Genomic DNA, 14031 nt, shown 5'->3' on the forward strand with positions numbered 1-14031 from the left:
GCTCCGCGGCGACGGCACGGTCTTCGCGCCTCCCGGGACAAAGAACCTCCTTGCCCCGGGGTGGTCTTTCCCCGGGCAGACAACGACAATGGCACCTGCCCGGAGCCCGCCATGCCCGACAGCCAACCCCCCTGGCACGCCCTGCCTGCCGATGCCGTCCTCGCCCGGCTTCTCACCCGCCGTGAAGGCCTCAGCAACGAGGAAGCCGCAGCGCGGCGCGCCCGCTTCGGCCCCAACGCCCTGCCCGCGCCCAAAAAGCGCGGGCCGCTTTTGCGCTTTCTGCTCCAGTTCCACAACGTCCTCATCCATGTTCTGCTGGCCTCGGCCCTGGTTACGGCGTTCATGGGCCACTGGGTGGATGCAGCCGTGATCCTGGGCGTGGTGATCATCAACGCCCTGATCGGCTTCATTCAGGAAGGCAAGGCGGAAGCGGCGCTGGATGCCATCCGCGGTCTGCTCTCGCCCCATGCCCAGGTTCTGCGTGACGGCCGCCGGCAGGAAACGGACGCAGCCGAGCTGGTGCCCGGCGACATCGTATTCCTCGCCGCAGGGGACCGCGTGCCTGCCGATGTGCGTCTGCTTTCGGTGAAGGGCTTGCGGGTGGACGAGGCGACCCTCACGGGTGAATCCCTGGCAGTGGACAAGCAGGTGGCACCGGTTGCCGCCGACGCACCCCTGGGGGACCGCAGCTCCATGGCCTGGTCCGGCACCCTGGTGACCTCGGGACAGGGCATGGGTGTGGTCGTGGCCACGGGCGCCGCCAGCGAGATCGGCCGCATCAGTGCGCTGCTCGCCGAAGTTGCGCCCCTGGAAACGCCTCTGCTGCGCCGCATGGCGCGGTTCGGACGCCGGCTCACGCTGCTCATTCTCGCCATCGCCGGCGCGACCTTTGCCTACGGCACCCTGCTGGGGGGCTTTTCGGCGCCGGAAATGTTCCTGGCGGCGGTGGGCCTGGCGGTGGCGGCCATTCCCGAGGGCCTGCCGGCCATCATCACCATCACCCTGGCCATCGGGGTGCAGGCCATGGCGCGACGCAACGCCATCGTGCGGCGCCTGCCGGCGGTGGAGGCCCTGGGGTCCGTGACGGTGATCTGCTCGGACAAGACGGGCACCCTCACCCGCAATGAGATGACCGTGCAGGCGCTCATCACCGCCCCACAGTCCTTCGAGGTCACCGGTGTGGGCTATGCGCCGGAGGGCGGCTTTCTCGCCGGTGGGCGTGAGATCGCGCCGGAGACCGAGCCCGTGCTGGCCGAGATCGCCCGGGTCGCCGCGCTGTGCAACGACGCCGCGCTGCACTTGGAGGGCGGCGAGTGGCGCCTGTCGGGGGATCCCACGGAAGGTGCGCTGCTCACCCTGGCCATGAAGACCGGCCTAGATCCCGCCTTCGAGGCGGAGGCCTGGCCCCGCACCGATGTCATTCCCTTCGAGTCCCAGCACCGCTTCATGGCCACGCTGCATCACGACCACACGGGCCGGGGCGTGATCTACCTCAAGGGCGCGCCGGAACGCCTGTTCGCCCTGTGTGACCGGGAATGGACGCCCGCCGGGCCGCGCCCCCTCGACGCCCGTCGCTGGCACGACGAAATGGAGCGCGTGGCCGGACAGGGCATGCGCCTGCTGGCGCTGGCCATGAAACCGGCCGCGCCGGGCCAGCGGGAACTCGGCTTCACCGACGTGGAAGCCGGTGGCTTCGTGCTGCTGGCCGTGGCGGGACTGAGCGACCCGCCCCGGGAGGAGGCCCGCCGGGCGGTGGCGAGCTGCCTCGCCGCCGGCATCCGGGTAGCCATGATCACCGGCGATCATGCGCTCACCGCGCGGGCCATCGGCGACCAGCTGGGGCTGCGCCCGGATCGTGGCGTGCGCGTGCTCACGGGCAGCGAGATCGAAACCCTGGACGATGCCACCCTGCGCCGGGTGGTCCAGGAGACGGAGGTGTTCGCCCGAGCAAGCCCCGAACACAAGCTGCGTCTGGTCCAGGCCCTGCAGGCCAACGGCGAGGTGGTGGCCATGACCGGCGATGGCGTCAACGACGCGCCCGCCCTGAAACAGGCCGATGTGGGGGTGGCCATGGGCCGCAAGGGGACGGAGGCCGCCAGGGAGGCGGCCGAGATCGTGCTCGCCGACGACAACTTCGCCTCCATCGCCGCGGCGGTGGAGGAAGGGCGCACCATCTACGACAACATCCGCAAGGCCATCGTCTTCATCCTGCCCACCAACGGCGCCCAGGCGGGCGTGCTGGTGGCGGCGGTGATCCTGGGCCTGCACGTGCTGCCCGTCACGCCCGTGCAGATCCTGTGGGTGAACATGGTCACCGCCGTGACCCTGGCGCTGGCCCTCGCCTTCGAACCGGCGGAGGCCGACATCATGCGCCGCCCGCCGCGCGACCCGCGCGAGGCGGTGCTCTCGCCCTTCATGCTGTGGCGGGTGGGGTTCGTGTCCGTGCTGCTGGTGGGCGGCAGCCTGGGACTGTTCCTGTGGGAGCTCGCCCGCGGCACGCCGGTGGAGGTGGCGCGCACCGCCACGGTCAACCTGCTCATGGTGGGCGAGGCGTTCTACCTTCTCAACTGCCGCCGCCTGGTGCGGCCGGTCTCGCCCTGGGAGGGCCTGACCGGCAACCGCTGGGTGCCGGTGACCATCGCCCTGCTGCTGGCGTTGCAGCTTGCCTTCACCTACGCGCCGCCGATGCAGCGGCTGTTCCACACGGCCCCCCTCGACGGTGCGGCCTGGGGCCGGATCCTCGTGTTCGGCCTCGCCGTGCTTTTGTTCGTGGAACTGGAGAAGGCCGTGGTGCGTCGCATCGCAAGGCCATGATGAGGCGAGGTGGCCGGCAGCCCGCACCCCGCCACCGGGGGCGCCAATCCTGAGGGGCGCAGGGGACCCGGAGCAGGCTTTGCCGGCGGCGGGCGTCTGTCCCGGCCGTTTCGCCGCAGGCCGCGCCGGCCGCCCGGCGCGGCCGCCTCAGGGCTTTGATGAAAAAGCGGTAAAATGAAGCGTTTTGCGGCATCCCGCCGTTTTTGCGCGCCATGCAGCTCTTCGCCTTCGGCATCAACCATCAGACGGCACCGCTGGCCATTCGCGAGCAGGTGGCGTTTCCCTCGGACCGGCTCGAGCCGGCCCTGCACGACCTGGCCTCGCGCCGGGCGGTGAAGGAAGCGGCCATCCTCTCCACCTGCAACCGCACCGAGATCTACTGCAACACCGAAGCGCCGGAGCAGGCCATCGACTGGCTTTCGGAATTCCACCGGCTGCCGCGCGCGAGCCTCGACCCCTACCTCTACACCCTACCCCAGGAACAGGCGGTGAAACACGCCTTCCGGGTAGCGAGCGGGCTCGACTCCATGGTCCTGGGCGAGGCGCAGATCCTGGGCCAGATGAAGCAGGCGGTGCGCACCGCGGAAGCCGCCGGCACCCTGGGCACGCTGCTGCACAAGCTGTTCCAGCGCACCTTCGCCGTGGCCAAGGAGGTGCGTACCACCACCGAGATCGGCGCGAACTCCATCTCCATGGCGGCGGCGGCGGTGCGCCTCGCGGAACGCATCTTCCCCAGCATCGCCGAACAGGCGGTGCTGTTCATCGGCGCCGGGGAAATGATCGAGCTGTGCCTGGACCATTTCGCGGCCCGGCACCCCCGCCGCATCACCATCGCCAACCGCACGGTGGAGCGCGCCCAGCTGCTCGCCCGCCGGTGCAACGGTGCCACCCTCACCCTGAACGAGCTGCCCGAGGCCCTGCACCACTACGACATCGTGGTGAGCTCCACCGCGAGTCCGCTGCCCATCCTGGGCAAGGGCATGGTGGAGCGGGCCATCAAACAGCGCCGGCACCGGCCCATGTTCATGGTGGATCTGGCCGTGCCCCGGGACATCGAGCCGGAGGTGGGCGACCTGCCGGATGTTTTCCTCTATACCGTGGACGATCTCGCCCACATCGTGCAGGAAGGGGTGGGCAGCCGGCGGGCGGCTGCGGAGCAGGCCGAAGCCATCATCGAAAGCCGGGTGCAAAGCTTCATGGAATGGGTCAGGAGCCGGGAGCTGGTGCCCACCATCCGCGCCCTGCGCGACCACGGCGAACGCTTCCGCCGCCAGGAACTGGAGCGCGCCCTGAAGCACCTCGCCCGCGGCGACGATCCCGCGCTGGTGCTGGAGCATCTGTCCCGCGCCCTCACCAACAAGCTGCTCCACGGCCCCACCGATGCCCTGCATCACGTGCGTCCGGAAGAGCGGGAGGCGCTTGAAAACTGGCTGCGCCGCCTCTACCACCTGCATTCTGAATGAAACCCGCCCTGCTTGCCCGCCTGCGCCAGCTCTCCAGCCGGCTGGAGGAACTCAACCAGCGCCTCAGTGCCGCGGACGCCACCGCGGACCTGGAGCAGTATCGCCGGCTGTCGCGGGAACACGCCGAGATCGCGCCCGTGGTGGAACTGTTCCGCACCTATGAGCGGACCCTGCAGGACCAGGCCACGGCGCGCGAGATGCTCAAGGACCCGGAAATGAAGGCCTTCGCGGAGGCCGAGCTGGCGGCGTCAGAGGGAAGACTTCAGGAACTGGAACTGGAACTCAGGAAGGCCCTGCTGCCCCGCGACCCGAACGACGAGCGCAACGTGTTCCTGGAGATCCGGGCGGGCACCGGGGGGGATGAGTCGGCCCTGTTCGCGGGTGACCTGTTCCGCATGTATTCCCGCTATGCGGAGCGCCAGGGATGGAAGGTGGAGGTGCTCTCCCACAGTGATGGCGAGGTGGGCGGCTACAAGGAAATCATCGCCCGCATCAGCGGCCCCGGCGCCTATTCCAAACTCAAATTCGAGTCCGGCGGCCATCGCGTGCAGCGGGTGCCGGAAACCGAGGCCCAGGGACGCATCCACACCTCCGCCTGCACCGTGGCCGTGCTGCCGGAGGCCGATGAGATCGGCGACGTGGATCTCAACCCCGCGGAGCTCAAGATCGACACCTTCCGCGCCTCCGGGGCAGGCGGTCAGCACGTGAACAAGACGGACTCCGCCGTGCGCATCACCCACCTGCCCACGGGCATCGTCGTGGAATGCCAAGACGACCGCTCCCAGCACCGCAACAAGGCCCAGGCCATGGCCATCCTGGCCGCCCGCCTCAAGGACATGAAACGCCGGGAGCAGCAGGCCCGGGAGGCCGCCACCCGCAAATCCCTGATCGGCAGCGGGGACCGTTCCGAGCGCATCCGCACCTACAACTTCCCCCAGGGGCGGGTGACGGATCACCGCATCAATCTCACCCTCTACAAACTGCCCCAGATTCTCGAAGGGGACCTGGACGAGCTGATCCAGGCCCTGCTGAGCCAGCACCAGGCCGACCAGCTGGCCAGTCTCGGCGAAGCGGCCTGATGACCCCATTCACCCTGGACCAGGTGCTGGGCCGGGCGCGCGCGGCGCTGGCCCAAACCCTGGCGCTGGATGCCCACAGTGCGAGCCTGGAAGCCCAGCTCCTGCTTGCCGAGTCCCTGGGACGCCCCCGCGCCTGGCTCATCGCCCATGGCCGCGAGCCCCTGGCGGCACCGGCGCTGGCGGCCTTCGAAGCGCTGCTCGCCCGCCGGCTTGGGGGCGAACCCATGGCCTACATCCTGGGGCGGCGGGAGTTCTATGGGCTTGAGCTTCGGGTCACGCCCGAAGTGCTGATTCCGCGACCGGACACGGAACTGCTCGTCGAGTGGGCGCTTGCTCTCATTCCGGAGGGCAAGCCCTGGTCGGTTCTCGATCTCGGCACGGGCAGCGGCGCAGTGGCGCTGGCCATTGCCCGGCACCGTCCCGCGGCGCGGGTCACCGCCGTGGACCGCTCCCCCGGGGCGCTGGCCGTGGCCCGGGAGAACGCCCGGCGGCTGGCACTCCCCCAGGTCCGCTTCCTGGAAGGGGACTGGTTCACACCCCTGGGGACGGAGGCCCGTTTCCAGCTCATCGTGGCCAATCCGCCCTACGTGGCGGAAGACGACCCCCACCTCACCCAGGGCGATGTCAGCTTCGAGCCGCGCATGGCCCTCGCCGCCGGACCGGCGGGGCTCGATGCCCTCGACGCCATCATCGCCGGCGCGCCCCGTCACCTGGTAGCGGGCGGCTGGCTGCTGCTGGAACATGGGTGGGACCAGGGCCCCGCCTGTCGCGCGCGTCTGGCCAAAGCCGGCTTCGGGGCCATCGCCAGCCGGCGGGATCTGGGAGACCGGGAGCGGGTCACGGGCGGAAGGCTCGCCTGAGGTGTCGGAAAACTTTACAGGCGCAGGGACAGAGCGCCCCGGTCGAGCCCCGCCTGCGATGCTAAGTGCCTGTGACGACTGGCCTCCAGGCGCGGGGCCGGAACATGGCGCGATTCTTGCATACGATCATGTGAACGGGGTCCGGCAAGGCTTGGTCTGGGGTCTTGTCCGGTCTGGCCCCGGACCCAGGGAGTGACTCATGGCAGAGCAGGAACAGGACAAACGGGACAACCCCTCCACAGCGCAGCAGGTGGACCAGAGCCGGCGCCGTTTCACCGGCGCGGGCCTGGCCGGCTCCGGCGTCATCCTCACCCTGGTGAGCCACCCGGTGCTGGGTGGCAGCAGGGGGGGCGGCAATCAGTGCACCCGCTCGGCCATCCTGTCCGGCAACCTCTCCCATCAGCAGGACAACACCCAGTGTGGTTGCAGCCCGGGTTACTGGGGCCAGCATCCGGAAGTGTGGGGCAAGCTCACGGACAACCTGTATCTGCCGGACATGGTGTTCAATACCGTATTCGGGCGGAATGTCTTCAAGAACAACGCCACGCTGGGACAGGTGGCTAAGCAGTCCCTGAAGCTCGAGCTCGTGACCATCCCGGCCAACTGCAACAAGCAGGACTACTACTCCAAGGTGCGCAACGCGTCCTTTCATGCCGTGGCTGCCCTCCTCAACGCGGCGACCTTTGCCTGGCGTTATCTGCCCCTCTACGACACGCCCCAGAAGGTGATCAATGCCTACCAGACCGCCTTCGATGCCGCGGCGCTGGATTGCGGGGCTGCTCTCACCCAGCTCAAGAGCGAGTGGGACCAGTACAGCCGCCTCTACTGCGGCTACGACGCCCACGGCAATTACAGGTAGCGCCATGACCAAGCCGCGCTGGCGGGTGAATCCGGCCCACGGCGTGCGCCTGACCGCCTGGGAGGACGGCTACACGGTGTTCCACGCCGCCAGCGGCGATACCCATCTGCTTGACCCCTTCACCGGCCAGGTCCTATCCTGCCTCCTGGAACATCCCATGGACTTGGACGAACTGGCACGCGCGCTGGCCGACCGCCCCGCCGCGGCACTGGCCCGCGAGGAGCGGGAAGCCCTGGAAAAGGCCCTGGCCGCCCTCGCCCGCGCGCATCTCGCCGAAGCCGAGTAGCCCTGCTCTGTTGAACCTGCGCGAGCTCCCCCCGGAGGACATCCGCCGCCGGCTCGCCGGCCCCGGCCTGTGTCTGCGCACGGGCCCCCTCACCGTGCGGATCCGCAGCCGCCTGCCCGCCGTCGTCCACACCCTGCCCCTGCTCTATGCCGACCATCCCGTGGTGGACGGGGAAGCCTTCTGCGATTTCCACGTGCGGCTGTTCCGGCCGGCGGGCCTGCGCCGCTGGTGGCGCCCCCAGGTCCAGTTCGCCTTCGACGATTTCGTGCCCTTCAAGCCCCTGCCCTACGATCACGCCTTCCCCATGCTGGAATGGGGGCTCAACTGGGCGGTGGCCAACCATGCCCACTGGTTTCTCGTGCTCCACGCGGCGGTGATCGAACGTGGGGGACGTGCAGCCATCCTGCCGGCGCCGCCCGGCTCCGGCAAGAGCACCCTCACCGCCGCCCTGGTGCAACGGGGTTGGCGACTGCTGTCGGACGAGCTCACCCTGATCGACCCGGACACCGGTTTGGTCCACGGCCTGGCCCGGCCCGTGAGCCTGAAGAACACGTCCCTGCCCCTCCTGCGGGCCTGGGCGCCCGAGGCGATGTTCGGCCCGCCCGCCCACGACACCCTCAAGGGCACGGTGGCCCACATGAAACCCCCTCGGGAGAGCGTGGCGCGCATGGACGAACCCGCCCGGCCCGCCTGGGTGATCTTTCCCCGCTATGTGCCGGATGCCGCCCCCCGGCTCACCCCCCACCCCCGGGGTCACGCCCTGCTGGAATTCGCCCGCAACGCCTTCAATTACAGCGTCCTGGGCAGCCGCGGCTACGACACCCTGGCCCGCCTCATCGCCTCGGTGCAATGCTTCGATTTCCAGTACAGCCGGCTGGAGGATGCCCTGGCCACGTTCACCCGGCTTGCCCATGGCGACTGACCTGCTGCTGCGCCTGCTGAACACGCCGGCCGAGGCCCGCACCCTGGCGCCCGCCCAATGGGATCTGGCCCTGCGCCAGGCGCGCCGGGCGGGCCTCACCGGCCGTCTCGCGCTGGTGCTGGAGGAGGCCCAGGCACTGGCCGCGGTACCGGCGGCGGCCCGGCGCCATTTCGAGGCCGCGATCGTGGTGGCGCGGCGTCTGGCCCAGGCCCTGGAGTGGGAGCTGGCGTGTATCCGCGCGGCAGTGGCCGAAACGGGCGCACCGGTGCTGCTGCTCAAGGGGGCGGCCTATGTCGCGGGCGATTTGCCTGCGGCCCGGGGCCGCCTGTTCCACGACGTGGACCTGCTCGTACCCCGGACGCAGCTCGACATCGTGGAGCAGGCCCTGCTGGACCACGGCTGGGCCCCCATGAAGCTCGATGCCTACGACCAGCGCTATTACCGCCAGTGGATGCACGAGGTTCCCCCGCTGGAGCACGTGCGGCGGCAGACGGTGATCGACCTGCACCACTCCATCCTGCCGCTTACCGCCCGTTACCGGCCGGACCCGGAAAAGATTCTCGCGGCCGCGCGGCCCGCTATCCGGGCACCCGGTTTCCTGGTGCCGGCGCCTGCGGATCTGGTGATCCACTGCGCCACCCATCTGTTCCACGAAGGGGAAACCGACCGGGCCCTGCGCGATCTGCTGGACTTCGACACCCTGCTGCGCCATTTCGCCCGGACGGAGCCCGGTTTCTGGCAGGATCTCGTGCCCCGGGCACGGGCACTCGATCTGGCCCGCCCCCTGTACTACGGCCTGCGCTACGCCCACCGGCTGTTGGGCAGCCCCATCCCGCCGGCGGTGATGGCCGCCGCGGCAGAAGACGCGCCGCCGCAGCCGGCGGGGTGGGTCATGGACTGGCTGGCCCGGGAAGGCTTTCGCCCGAAACACGCCAGCTGCCGCGGCCCCCTGACGGGCCTAGCCCATTTCCTCCTCTATGTGCGGGGCCACTGGCTGCGCATGCCGCCCCACCTGCTCCTGCCCCACCTGGTGCGCAAGGCGCTGCCGGACTGGCAGCGGCGCCGGGCGGAAAAACCCGACCGGGCGCTTGACAAAGTCTAAAATCCCGATTAAGTTTGTCGGGTATTCGACACCTTTCCCGGAGCCAACGAGATGAACATTCAGGACGTGATCCGCGAACAGATCAGCACCCATCCGGTGGTGCTCTACATGAAGGGCACGCCCCAGTTCCCCCAGTGCGGCTTTTCCGCCAATGCGGTGAACCTGCTGCGGGCCTGCGGGGTGAAGGATTTCTTCTCGGTGAACGTGCTGGCGGATCCCGCCATCCGCCAGGGGATCAAGGAATTCTCCAACTGGCCCACCATTCCCCAGCTCTACGTGCGGGGCCAGTTCATCGGCGGCTCCGACATCATGACGGAGATGTATCAGAAGGGCGAGCTGCAGAAACTGCTCGAAGGACTCGCCGCCGCCTAAGGGCCCTCAGCCCAGCAGCACCAGTCCCCACACCACGGGCACGTTGAGAAGCGCCAGGAACACCGCCGCGCTGCCCATGTCCTTGGCCCGCTTGGCCAGGGGATGATCCTCGGTGGACACCCGGTCCACCACCGCCTCCACCGCGGAATTGAGGAGCTCCACGATCAGCACCAGCAGCACCGCGCCGACCATGAGCGCGCGCCCCGTGCCGCTGGCGGGCAGGAAGAAACTCACGGGAATGAGCAGCGCCGCCACCCAAAGCTCCTGGCGGAAGGCGTGCTCGTGGCGCAGGGCCGCGCGCAGGCCCGCCAGGGAGTAGAAAAAGGCGCGGCCGATGCGGGCGAGCCCGCTTTTGCTCTTGTGGGGCGATTCCATCAGGCCGCGGGCTTGTATACCAGATCCAGTTCCCGCGCGGCACGCACGTCGTCGAGGCGGCGCACCGGCGTGGTATAGGGCGCACCCTTGACCCGTTCGGGATCGGTATGGGCCTCCTCCACGATTTCCGTGAGCGCCGCCACGAAGGCATCCAGGGTCTCCTTGGATTCGGTCTCCGTCGGTTCGATGAGCAGGCACTCCGGAACGAGCAGGGGGAAATAGGTGGTGGGGGCGTGGAAGCCCTTGTCCAGGAGACGCTTGGCCACGTCCATGGCCGTGACCCCCGTCTGCTCCTTGAGTCCCCTGAGGCTGACGATGAATTCGTGGCTGGCGCGGCGCATGGGATAGGCCAGCTCGAAGCCGGCCTTTTTCAGTTCCGCCATCAGATAGTTGGCGTTGAGGGTGGCGTAGTCGGCCACGCGCTGCATGCCCTCGCGTCCCAGCATGCGGGCATAGACCCAGGCCCGCAGCAGCACACCGGCGTTGCCCATGTGGGCGGAAAGGCGGCCGATGCTCTGGGGCCGGTCCCGCTCCGTGAGCCAGCGATACACGCCGCGCTCCTCATGCACGATGGGCACCGGCAGGAAAGGCAGCAGCCGCTCCGACACACCCACCGGCCCCGCACCCGGACCGCCACCGCCGTGGGGCGTGGAGAAGGTCTTGTGCAGGTTCATGTGGATGACGTCGAAGCCCATGTCGCCCGGCCGCACCCGCCCCAGGATGGCATTGAGGTTGGCGCCGTCATAGTAGAGCAGCCCCCCCGCGTCGTGGACGATGCGCGCAATCTCGACGATGTTGCGCTCGAACACGCCCAGGGTGGAGGGGTTGGTGAGCATCAGCCCCGCCGTGTGGGGGCCCACCGCCGCGCGCAGGGCGTCGAGATCCACGTCGCCGTTGCGGTCGGTGGGAATCTCCCTGACCGTGTAGCCGCACATCACCGCCGTGGCGGGATTGGTGCCGTGGGCGGCATCCGGCACCAGCATCTCGCGCCGCGCGCTGTCGCCACGGGAGAGGTGATAGGCGCGGATCATGGCCACGCCGGCGAACTCGCCCTGGGCCCCCGCCATGGGCGTCAGACTCACGCCGGCCATGCCGGTCACGTCCTTGAGGATTTCCTGCAGCTCGAACAGGCAGGCGAGAAAGCCCTGGCCCGTGGGAGCGGCCGCCTGGGGGTGGCGGGCCAGGAACTGCGGCAGCATGGCCAGACTGTTGCACGCCCGCGGGTTGTATTTCATGGTGCAGGAACCCAGGGGATAGAAATGGGTGTCGATGGAGAAATTCTTCTGGGACAGGCGCGTGTAATGGCGCACCACGTCCAGCTCCGAGCATTCGGGCAGAAGGGGCGCATCCCGGCGCAGGCACTCGGCCGGCAGATCCACCTCCGGCATGGCGGGGGGCAGCTGGGCCGCGGCACGGCGGCCCGGGCGTGAGCGTTCAAAGATCAGCATGGTGCAAACTCTTTCTGGCGCCGCGGGGCAGGCTTCCCTGCCCGCCCCCTGCGGGAACGAAGGCTCATTTGAGGGCGGCCAGCGCCGCGTCGTAATCCGGCTCCTGGGTGATCTCCGGCACCAGCTGGGAATACAGCACGGTGTCGTTCTCGTCGGCCACGATCACCGCCCTTGCCATGAGGCCCGCCAGGGGATAGTCGGTGATCATGACGCCGTAGTCCTTGGCGAAATCCCGGCCGCGCATGGAGGACAGGGTGATCACGTTTTGGATGCCCTCGGCCCCGCAGAAGCGCGCCTGGGCGAAGGGCAGGTCGGCAGAAATCACCAGCACCACGGTGTTGGGCAGCGCGGCGGCCTTCTCGTTGAACACCCGCGTGCTCTGGGCACATACGGGCGTATCCAGGCTGGGCACGATGGACAGCACCTTGCGCTTGCCGGCGAACTTGGCCAGGGAGACGTCGTTGAGATCCTTGTCCACCAGCATGAAACTGTGCAGCTTTTCACCGGGCTGGGGAAAATGACCGCTCACGTGCAGGGGCGTGCCTTCCAGGGTAACGGTGCTCATGTTGCCTCCTTTCTGTGCTGACGACGTCAGAGCTTGGGTTGGATGGGACAGGGCGGTGCACTTTGCTGCCGGCCCATGATGCGCGCCAGGTGTTCGGCGTAGCGCGCGATGTCGGCTTCGGTCCGGGTCTCCGTGGCGCACACCAGGAGGGCGTGGCCCAGTTCCGGATAGTGGGGCGTGAGGTCGAAACCGCCCACGATGCCCTGGGCTTCCAGCGCATGCAGCACACCGGCCACCGGCGTGACAAGCTGCAGCACCACCTCATGGAAGAACGGCCGCGCAAACAGCCGGCGCACGCCCGGAATGGCGGTGAGGGCGTTCATCAGGCGCGTGGTATTGGCATGACAGGTGGCCGCCACGCGCTTGAGTCCTTCCGGGCCCAACAGGGCGAGATAGAGAGTCGCCGCGGTGACCAGCAGCCCCTGGTTGGTACAGATGTTGGAGGTGGCCTTGGCCCGCCGGATGTGCTGTTCCCTTGCCTGCAGGGTGAGGGTGAAACCGGGGCGGCCATCCAGGTCCACCGTGCGGCCGATGATGCGGCCAGGCATCTGGCGCACCAGGGCCTGGCGGCAGCACATGAAGCCGAAATAGGGCCCGCCGGAGGAAAGGGGCGCGCCCAGGGGTTGGCCGTCGCCCACGGCGATGTCTGCGCCCCTGCCGCCCCACTGGCCCGGCGGCTTGAGCAGGGCAAGCGAAGTGGGATTGACCAGGGCGATGGCCAAGGCGCCCCGCCCATGGGCGGCATCCGTGAGGGCGTCCACATCCTCCAGGCAGCCGAAGAAATTGGGCTGGGGGATCACCACGGCCGCCAGATCCCCCTCGGGCAGGCCCGCGGGATCGGTGATGCCCTGGACGGGATCGAACGCCACCTCGACGAGCTCGATGTCCTGGGGCGTGACCAGGGTCTCCACCACCCGCCGGTAGAAGGGATGCACGGTGCGCGGCAGGGCCACGCGGCGCGCGCCCCTGTGGGCGCGCACCGCCATCAGCACCGCCTCGGCCAGAGCGGAAGCCCCGTCGTACAGGCTGGCATTGGAGACATCCAGCCCGGTGAGGGAGGCCATCATGGTCTGGTATTCGTACACCACCTGCAGGGTGCCCTGACTCGCCTCGGCCTGATAGGGCGTGTAGGCGGAATAGAACTCACCGCGCGTGACGATCTGCCAGACCGCGGCGGGAATGTGGTGCTCGTAGGCGCCAGCCCCGATGAAGTTGAGATAGCGTCCATCCCGCTCCGCGCGCTCCTGGGCAAGGCGCGTCACTTCCATTTCGGTGAGCCCCGGGGGTACGTGTTCCAGTCCCCTGCTGGCCAGACCCTGGGGGATCTCGTCGAACAGCTCGTCGATGCTGGCCACGCCGATGCTCGCCAGCATGGCCCGCACGTCGTCTTCGGTGTGAGGTATGAAAGGCATGGTGGATTCCCGGTGTGACATCCGCGGTGAGGCAGGCGGCGCCCAAGGCGGGGCGGCGCCCTACGCCCGCCTGGGATCAATGTGCTTCGCTTTCCACCAGCGCGGCATAGGCCGCGGCATCGAGCAGGCCATCGAGCTCGGCGGGATCGGCGGGGCGGATGCGGAACATCCAGGCACCGTAGGGATCCTGGTTGATTTTCTCGGGGCTGGCGACGACCTCCTCGTTCACCGCCACCACCTCGCCGGACACCGGCGCATAGACGTCGGAAGCGGCCTTGACCGATTCCACCACGGCGCATTCCTCGCCGGCGGCCAGCCTGCGCCCCACGGCGGGGTTTTCCACATAGACCATGTCCCCCAGGAGATCCTGGGCGTGGTGGGTGATGCCCACGCTGATGGTGCCATCGGCCTCGCGGCGCGCCCATTCGTGGGTCTTAGTGTATTTCAGGTCGGAGGGAATGCTCATGGTGGGTT

14 protein-coding genes are annotated in these 14031 nt (G+C 68.8%); 9 read left to right on the forward strand and 5 right to left on the reverse strand.

All coding sequences use genetic code 11. The annotated features are described in order from the left end of the window. The first annotated feature begins 111 nt into the window (after positions 1-111). The 9 genes from ACZ42P_RS06975 (at position 112) to grxD (ending at position 9757) form a co-directional block, all read left to right on the forward strand. The gene (locus ACZ42P_RS06975; RefSeq protein WP_464896838.1) at positions 112-2814 is read left to right on the forward strand and encodes a cation-transporting P-type ATPase; all 2703 of its coding nucleotides are present in this window, start codon (positions 112-114) and stop codon (positions 2812-2814) included. Between the two features lie 212 nt (positions 2815-3026). Continuing rightward, positions 3027-4277 (forward strand): glutamyl-tRNA reductase, encoded by a 1251-nt coding sequence (gene hemA / locus ACZ42P_RS06980; protein ID WP_464896839.1) that lies wholly within the window; start codon positions 3027-3029, stop codon positions 4275-4277. Next, entirely contained in the window at positions 4274-5356 is a 1083-nt protein-coding gene (prfA, locus tag ACZ42P_RS06985; RefSeq protein ID WP_464896840.1) for a peptide chain release factor 1, read from the forward strand. Before hemA ends, prfA begins: the two co-directional genes overlap by 4 nt. After that, complete coding sequence (gene prmC / locus ACZ42P_RS06990) at positions 5356-6216, forward strand: peptide chain release factor N(5)-glutamine methyltransferase (protein ID WP_464896841.1); 861 nt, start codon at positions 5356-5358, stop codon at positions 6214-6216. Before prfA ends, prmC begins: the two co-directional genes overlap by 1 nt. Positions 6217-6415: 199 nt before the next feature. Further along, a complete protein-coding gene (locus tag ACZ42P_RS06995) occupies positions 6416-7075 on the forward strand; it encodes a hypothetical protein (RefSeq protein ID WP_464896842.1) in 660 nt (219 codons plus the stop codon). A gap of 4 nt (positions 7076-7079) precedes the next feature. Further along, positions 7080-7361 carry an HPr-rel-A system PqqD family peptide chaperone gene (locus ACZ42P_RS07000; protein WP_464896843.1) on the forward strand — a complete coding sequence of 94 codons (282 nt, stop codon included), beginning with the start codon at positions 7080-7082 and terminating at the stop codon, positions 7359-7361. 10 nt (positions 7362-7371) lie between these two features. After that, a complete protein-coding gene (locus ACZ42P_RS07005) occupies positions 7372-8283 on the forward strand; it encodes an HprK-related kinase A (protein WP_464896844.1) in 912 nt (303 codons plus the stop codon). Next, positions 8273-9385 carry a nucleotidyltransferase domain-containing protein gene (locus ACZ42P_RS07010; RefSeq protein WP_464896845.1) on the forward strand — a complete coding sequence of 371 codons (1113 nt, stop codon included), beginning with the start codon at positions 8273-8275 and terminating at the stop codon, positions 9383-9385. The genes ACZ42P_RS07005 and ACZ42P_RS07010 overlap by 11 nt, the downstream gene beginning before the upstream one ends. A 51-nt stretch (positions 9386-9436) precedes the next feature. Further along, entirely contained in the window at positions 9437-9757 is a 321-nt protein-coding gene (gene grxD, locus ACZ42P_RS07015; protein ID WP_464896846.1) for a Grx4 family monothiol glutaredoxin, read from the forward strand. Positions 9758-9763: 6 nt separating this feature from the next. Here the strand turns inward: grxD and ACZ42P_RS07020 are convergent, their stop codons facing one another. The 5 genes from ACZ42P_RS07020 to gcvH all read right to left on the reverse strand — a co-directional run bounded on the left by ACZ42P_RS07020 (position 9764) and on the right by gcvH (position 14023). Next, a complete protein-coding gene (locus ACZ42P_RS07020; RefSeq protein ID WP_464896847.1) occupies positions 9764-10132 on the reverse strand; it encodes a diacylglycerol kinase in 369 nt (122 codons plus the stop codon). Continuing rightward, complete coding sequence (gene gcvPB, locus ACZ42P_RS07025; RefSeq protein WP_464896848.1) at positions 10132-11580, reverse strand: aminomethyl-transferring glycine dehydrogenase subunit GcvPB; 1449 nt, start codon at positions 11578-11580, stop codon at positions 10132-10134. Before gcvPB ends, ACZ42P_RS07020 begins: the two co-directional genes overlap by 1 nt. A 64-nt stretch (positions 11581-11644) precedes the next feature. Continuing rightward, positions 11645-12145, reverse strand: a complete 501-nt coding sequence (gene tpx / locus ACZ42P_RS07030; RefSeq protein ID WP_464896849.1) for a thiol peroxidase — start codon at positions 12143-12145, stop codon at positions 11645-11647. Between the two features lie 26 nt (positions 12146-12171). Beyond that, on the reverse strand, positions 12172-13557 hold the full coding sequence (gcvPA, locus tag ACZ42P_RS07035; RefSeq protein ID WP_464896850.1) for an aminomethyl-transferring glycine dehydrogenase subunit GcvPA: 1386 nt from the start codon (positions 13555-13557) through the stop codon (positions 12172-12174). A gap of 76 nt (positions 13558-13633) precedes the next feature. Continuing rightward, the gene (gene gcvH / locus ACZ42P_RS07040) at positions 13634-14023 is read right to left on the reverse strand and encodes a glycine cleavage system protein GcvH (RefSeq protein ID WP_464896851.1); all 390 of its coding nucleotides are present in this window, start codon (positions 14021-14023) and stop codon (positions 13634-13636) included. Positions 14024-14031: the final 8 nt, after the last annotated feature.

Source organism: Thiobacter subterraneus (assembly GCF_055379455.1).

What these genes read in the sequence shown, in the direction of transcription:
- ACZ42P_RS06995 (WP_464896842.1), top strand. Translation starts at nt 6,416, where the DNA reads ATGGCAGAGCAGGAACAGGACAAACGGGACAACCCCTCCACAGCGCAG.
- ACZ42P_RS07020 (WP_464896847.1), bottom strand. Translation starts at nt 10,132, where the DNA reads ATGGAATCGCCCCACAAGAGCAAAAGCGGGCTCGCCCGCATCGGCCGC.
- ACZ42P_RS06975 (WP_464896838.1), top strand. Translation starts at nt 112, where the DNA reads ATGCCCGACAGCCAACCCCCCTGGCACGCCCTGCCTGCCGATGCCGTC.
- gcvPA (WP_464896850.1), bottom strand. Translation starts at nt 13,557, where the DNA reads ATGCCTTTCATACCTCACACCGAAGACGACGTGCGGGCCATGCTGGCG.
- prmC (WP_464896841.1), top strand. Translation starts at nt 5,356, where the DNA reads ATGACCCCATTCACCCTGGACCAGGTGCTGGGCCGGGCGCGCGCGGCG.
- gcvH (WP_464896851.1), bottom strand. Translation starts at nt 14,023, where the DNA reads ATGAGCATTCCCTCCGACCTGAAATACACTAAGACCCACGAATGGGCG.
- tpx (WP_464896849.1), bottom strand. Translation starts at nt 12,145, where the DNA reads ATGAGCACCGTTACCCTGGAAGGCACGCCCCTGCACGTGAGCGGTCAT.
- hemA (WP_464896839.1), top strand. Translation starts at nt 3,027, where the DNA reads ATGCAGCTCTTCGCCTTCGGCATCAACCATCAGACGGCACCGCTGGCC.
- prfA (WP_464896840.1), top strand. Translation starts at nt 4,274, where the DNA reads ATGAAACCCGCCCTGCTTGCCCGCCTGCGCCAGCTCTCCAGCCGGCTG.
- gcvPB (WP_464896848.1), bottom strand. Translation starts at nt 11,580, where the DNA reads ATGCTGATCTTTGAACGCTCACGCCCGGGCCGCCGTGCCGCGGCCCAG.
- ACZ42P_RS07000 (WP_464896843.1), top strand. Translation starts at nt 7,080, where the DNA reads ATGACCAAGCCGCGCTGGCGGGTGAATCCGGCCCACGGCGTGCGCCTG.
- grxD (WP_464896846.1), top strand. Translation starts at nt 9,437, where the DNA reads ATGAACATTCAGGACGTGATCCGCGAACAGATCAGCACCCATCCGGTG.
- ACZ42P_RS07010 (WP_464896845.1), top strand. Translation starts at nt 8,273, where the DNA reads ATGGCGACTGACCTGCTGCTGCGCCTGCTGAACACGCCGGCCGAGGCC.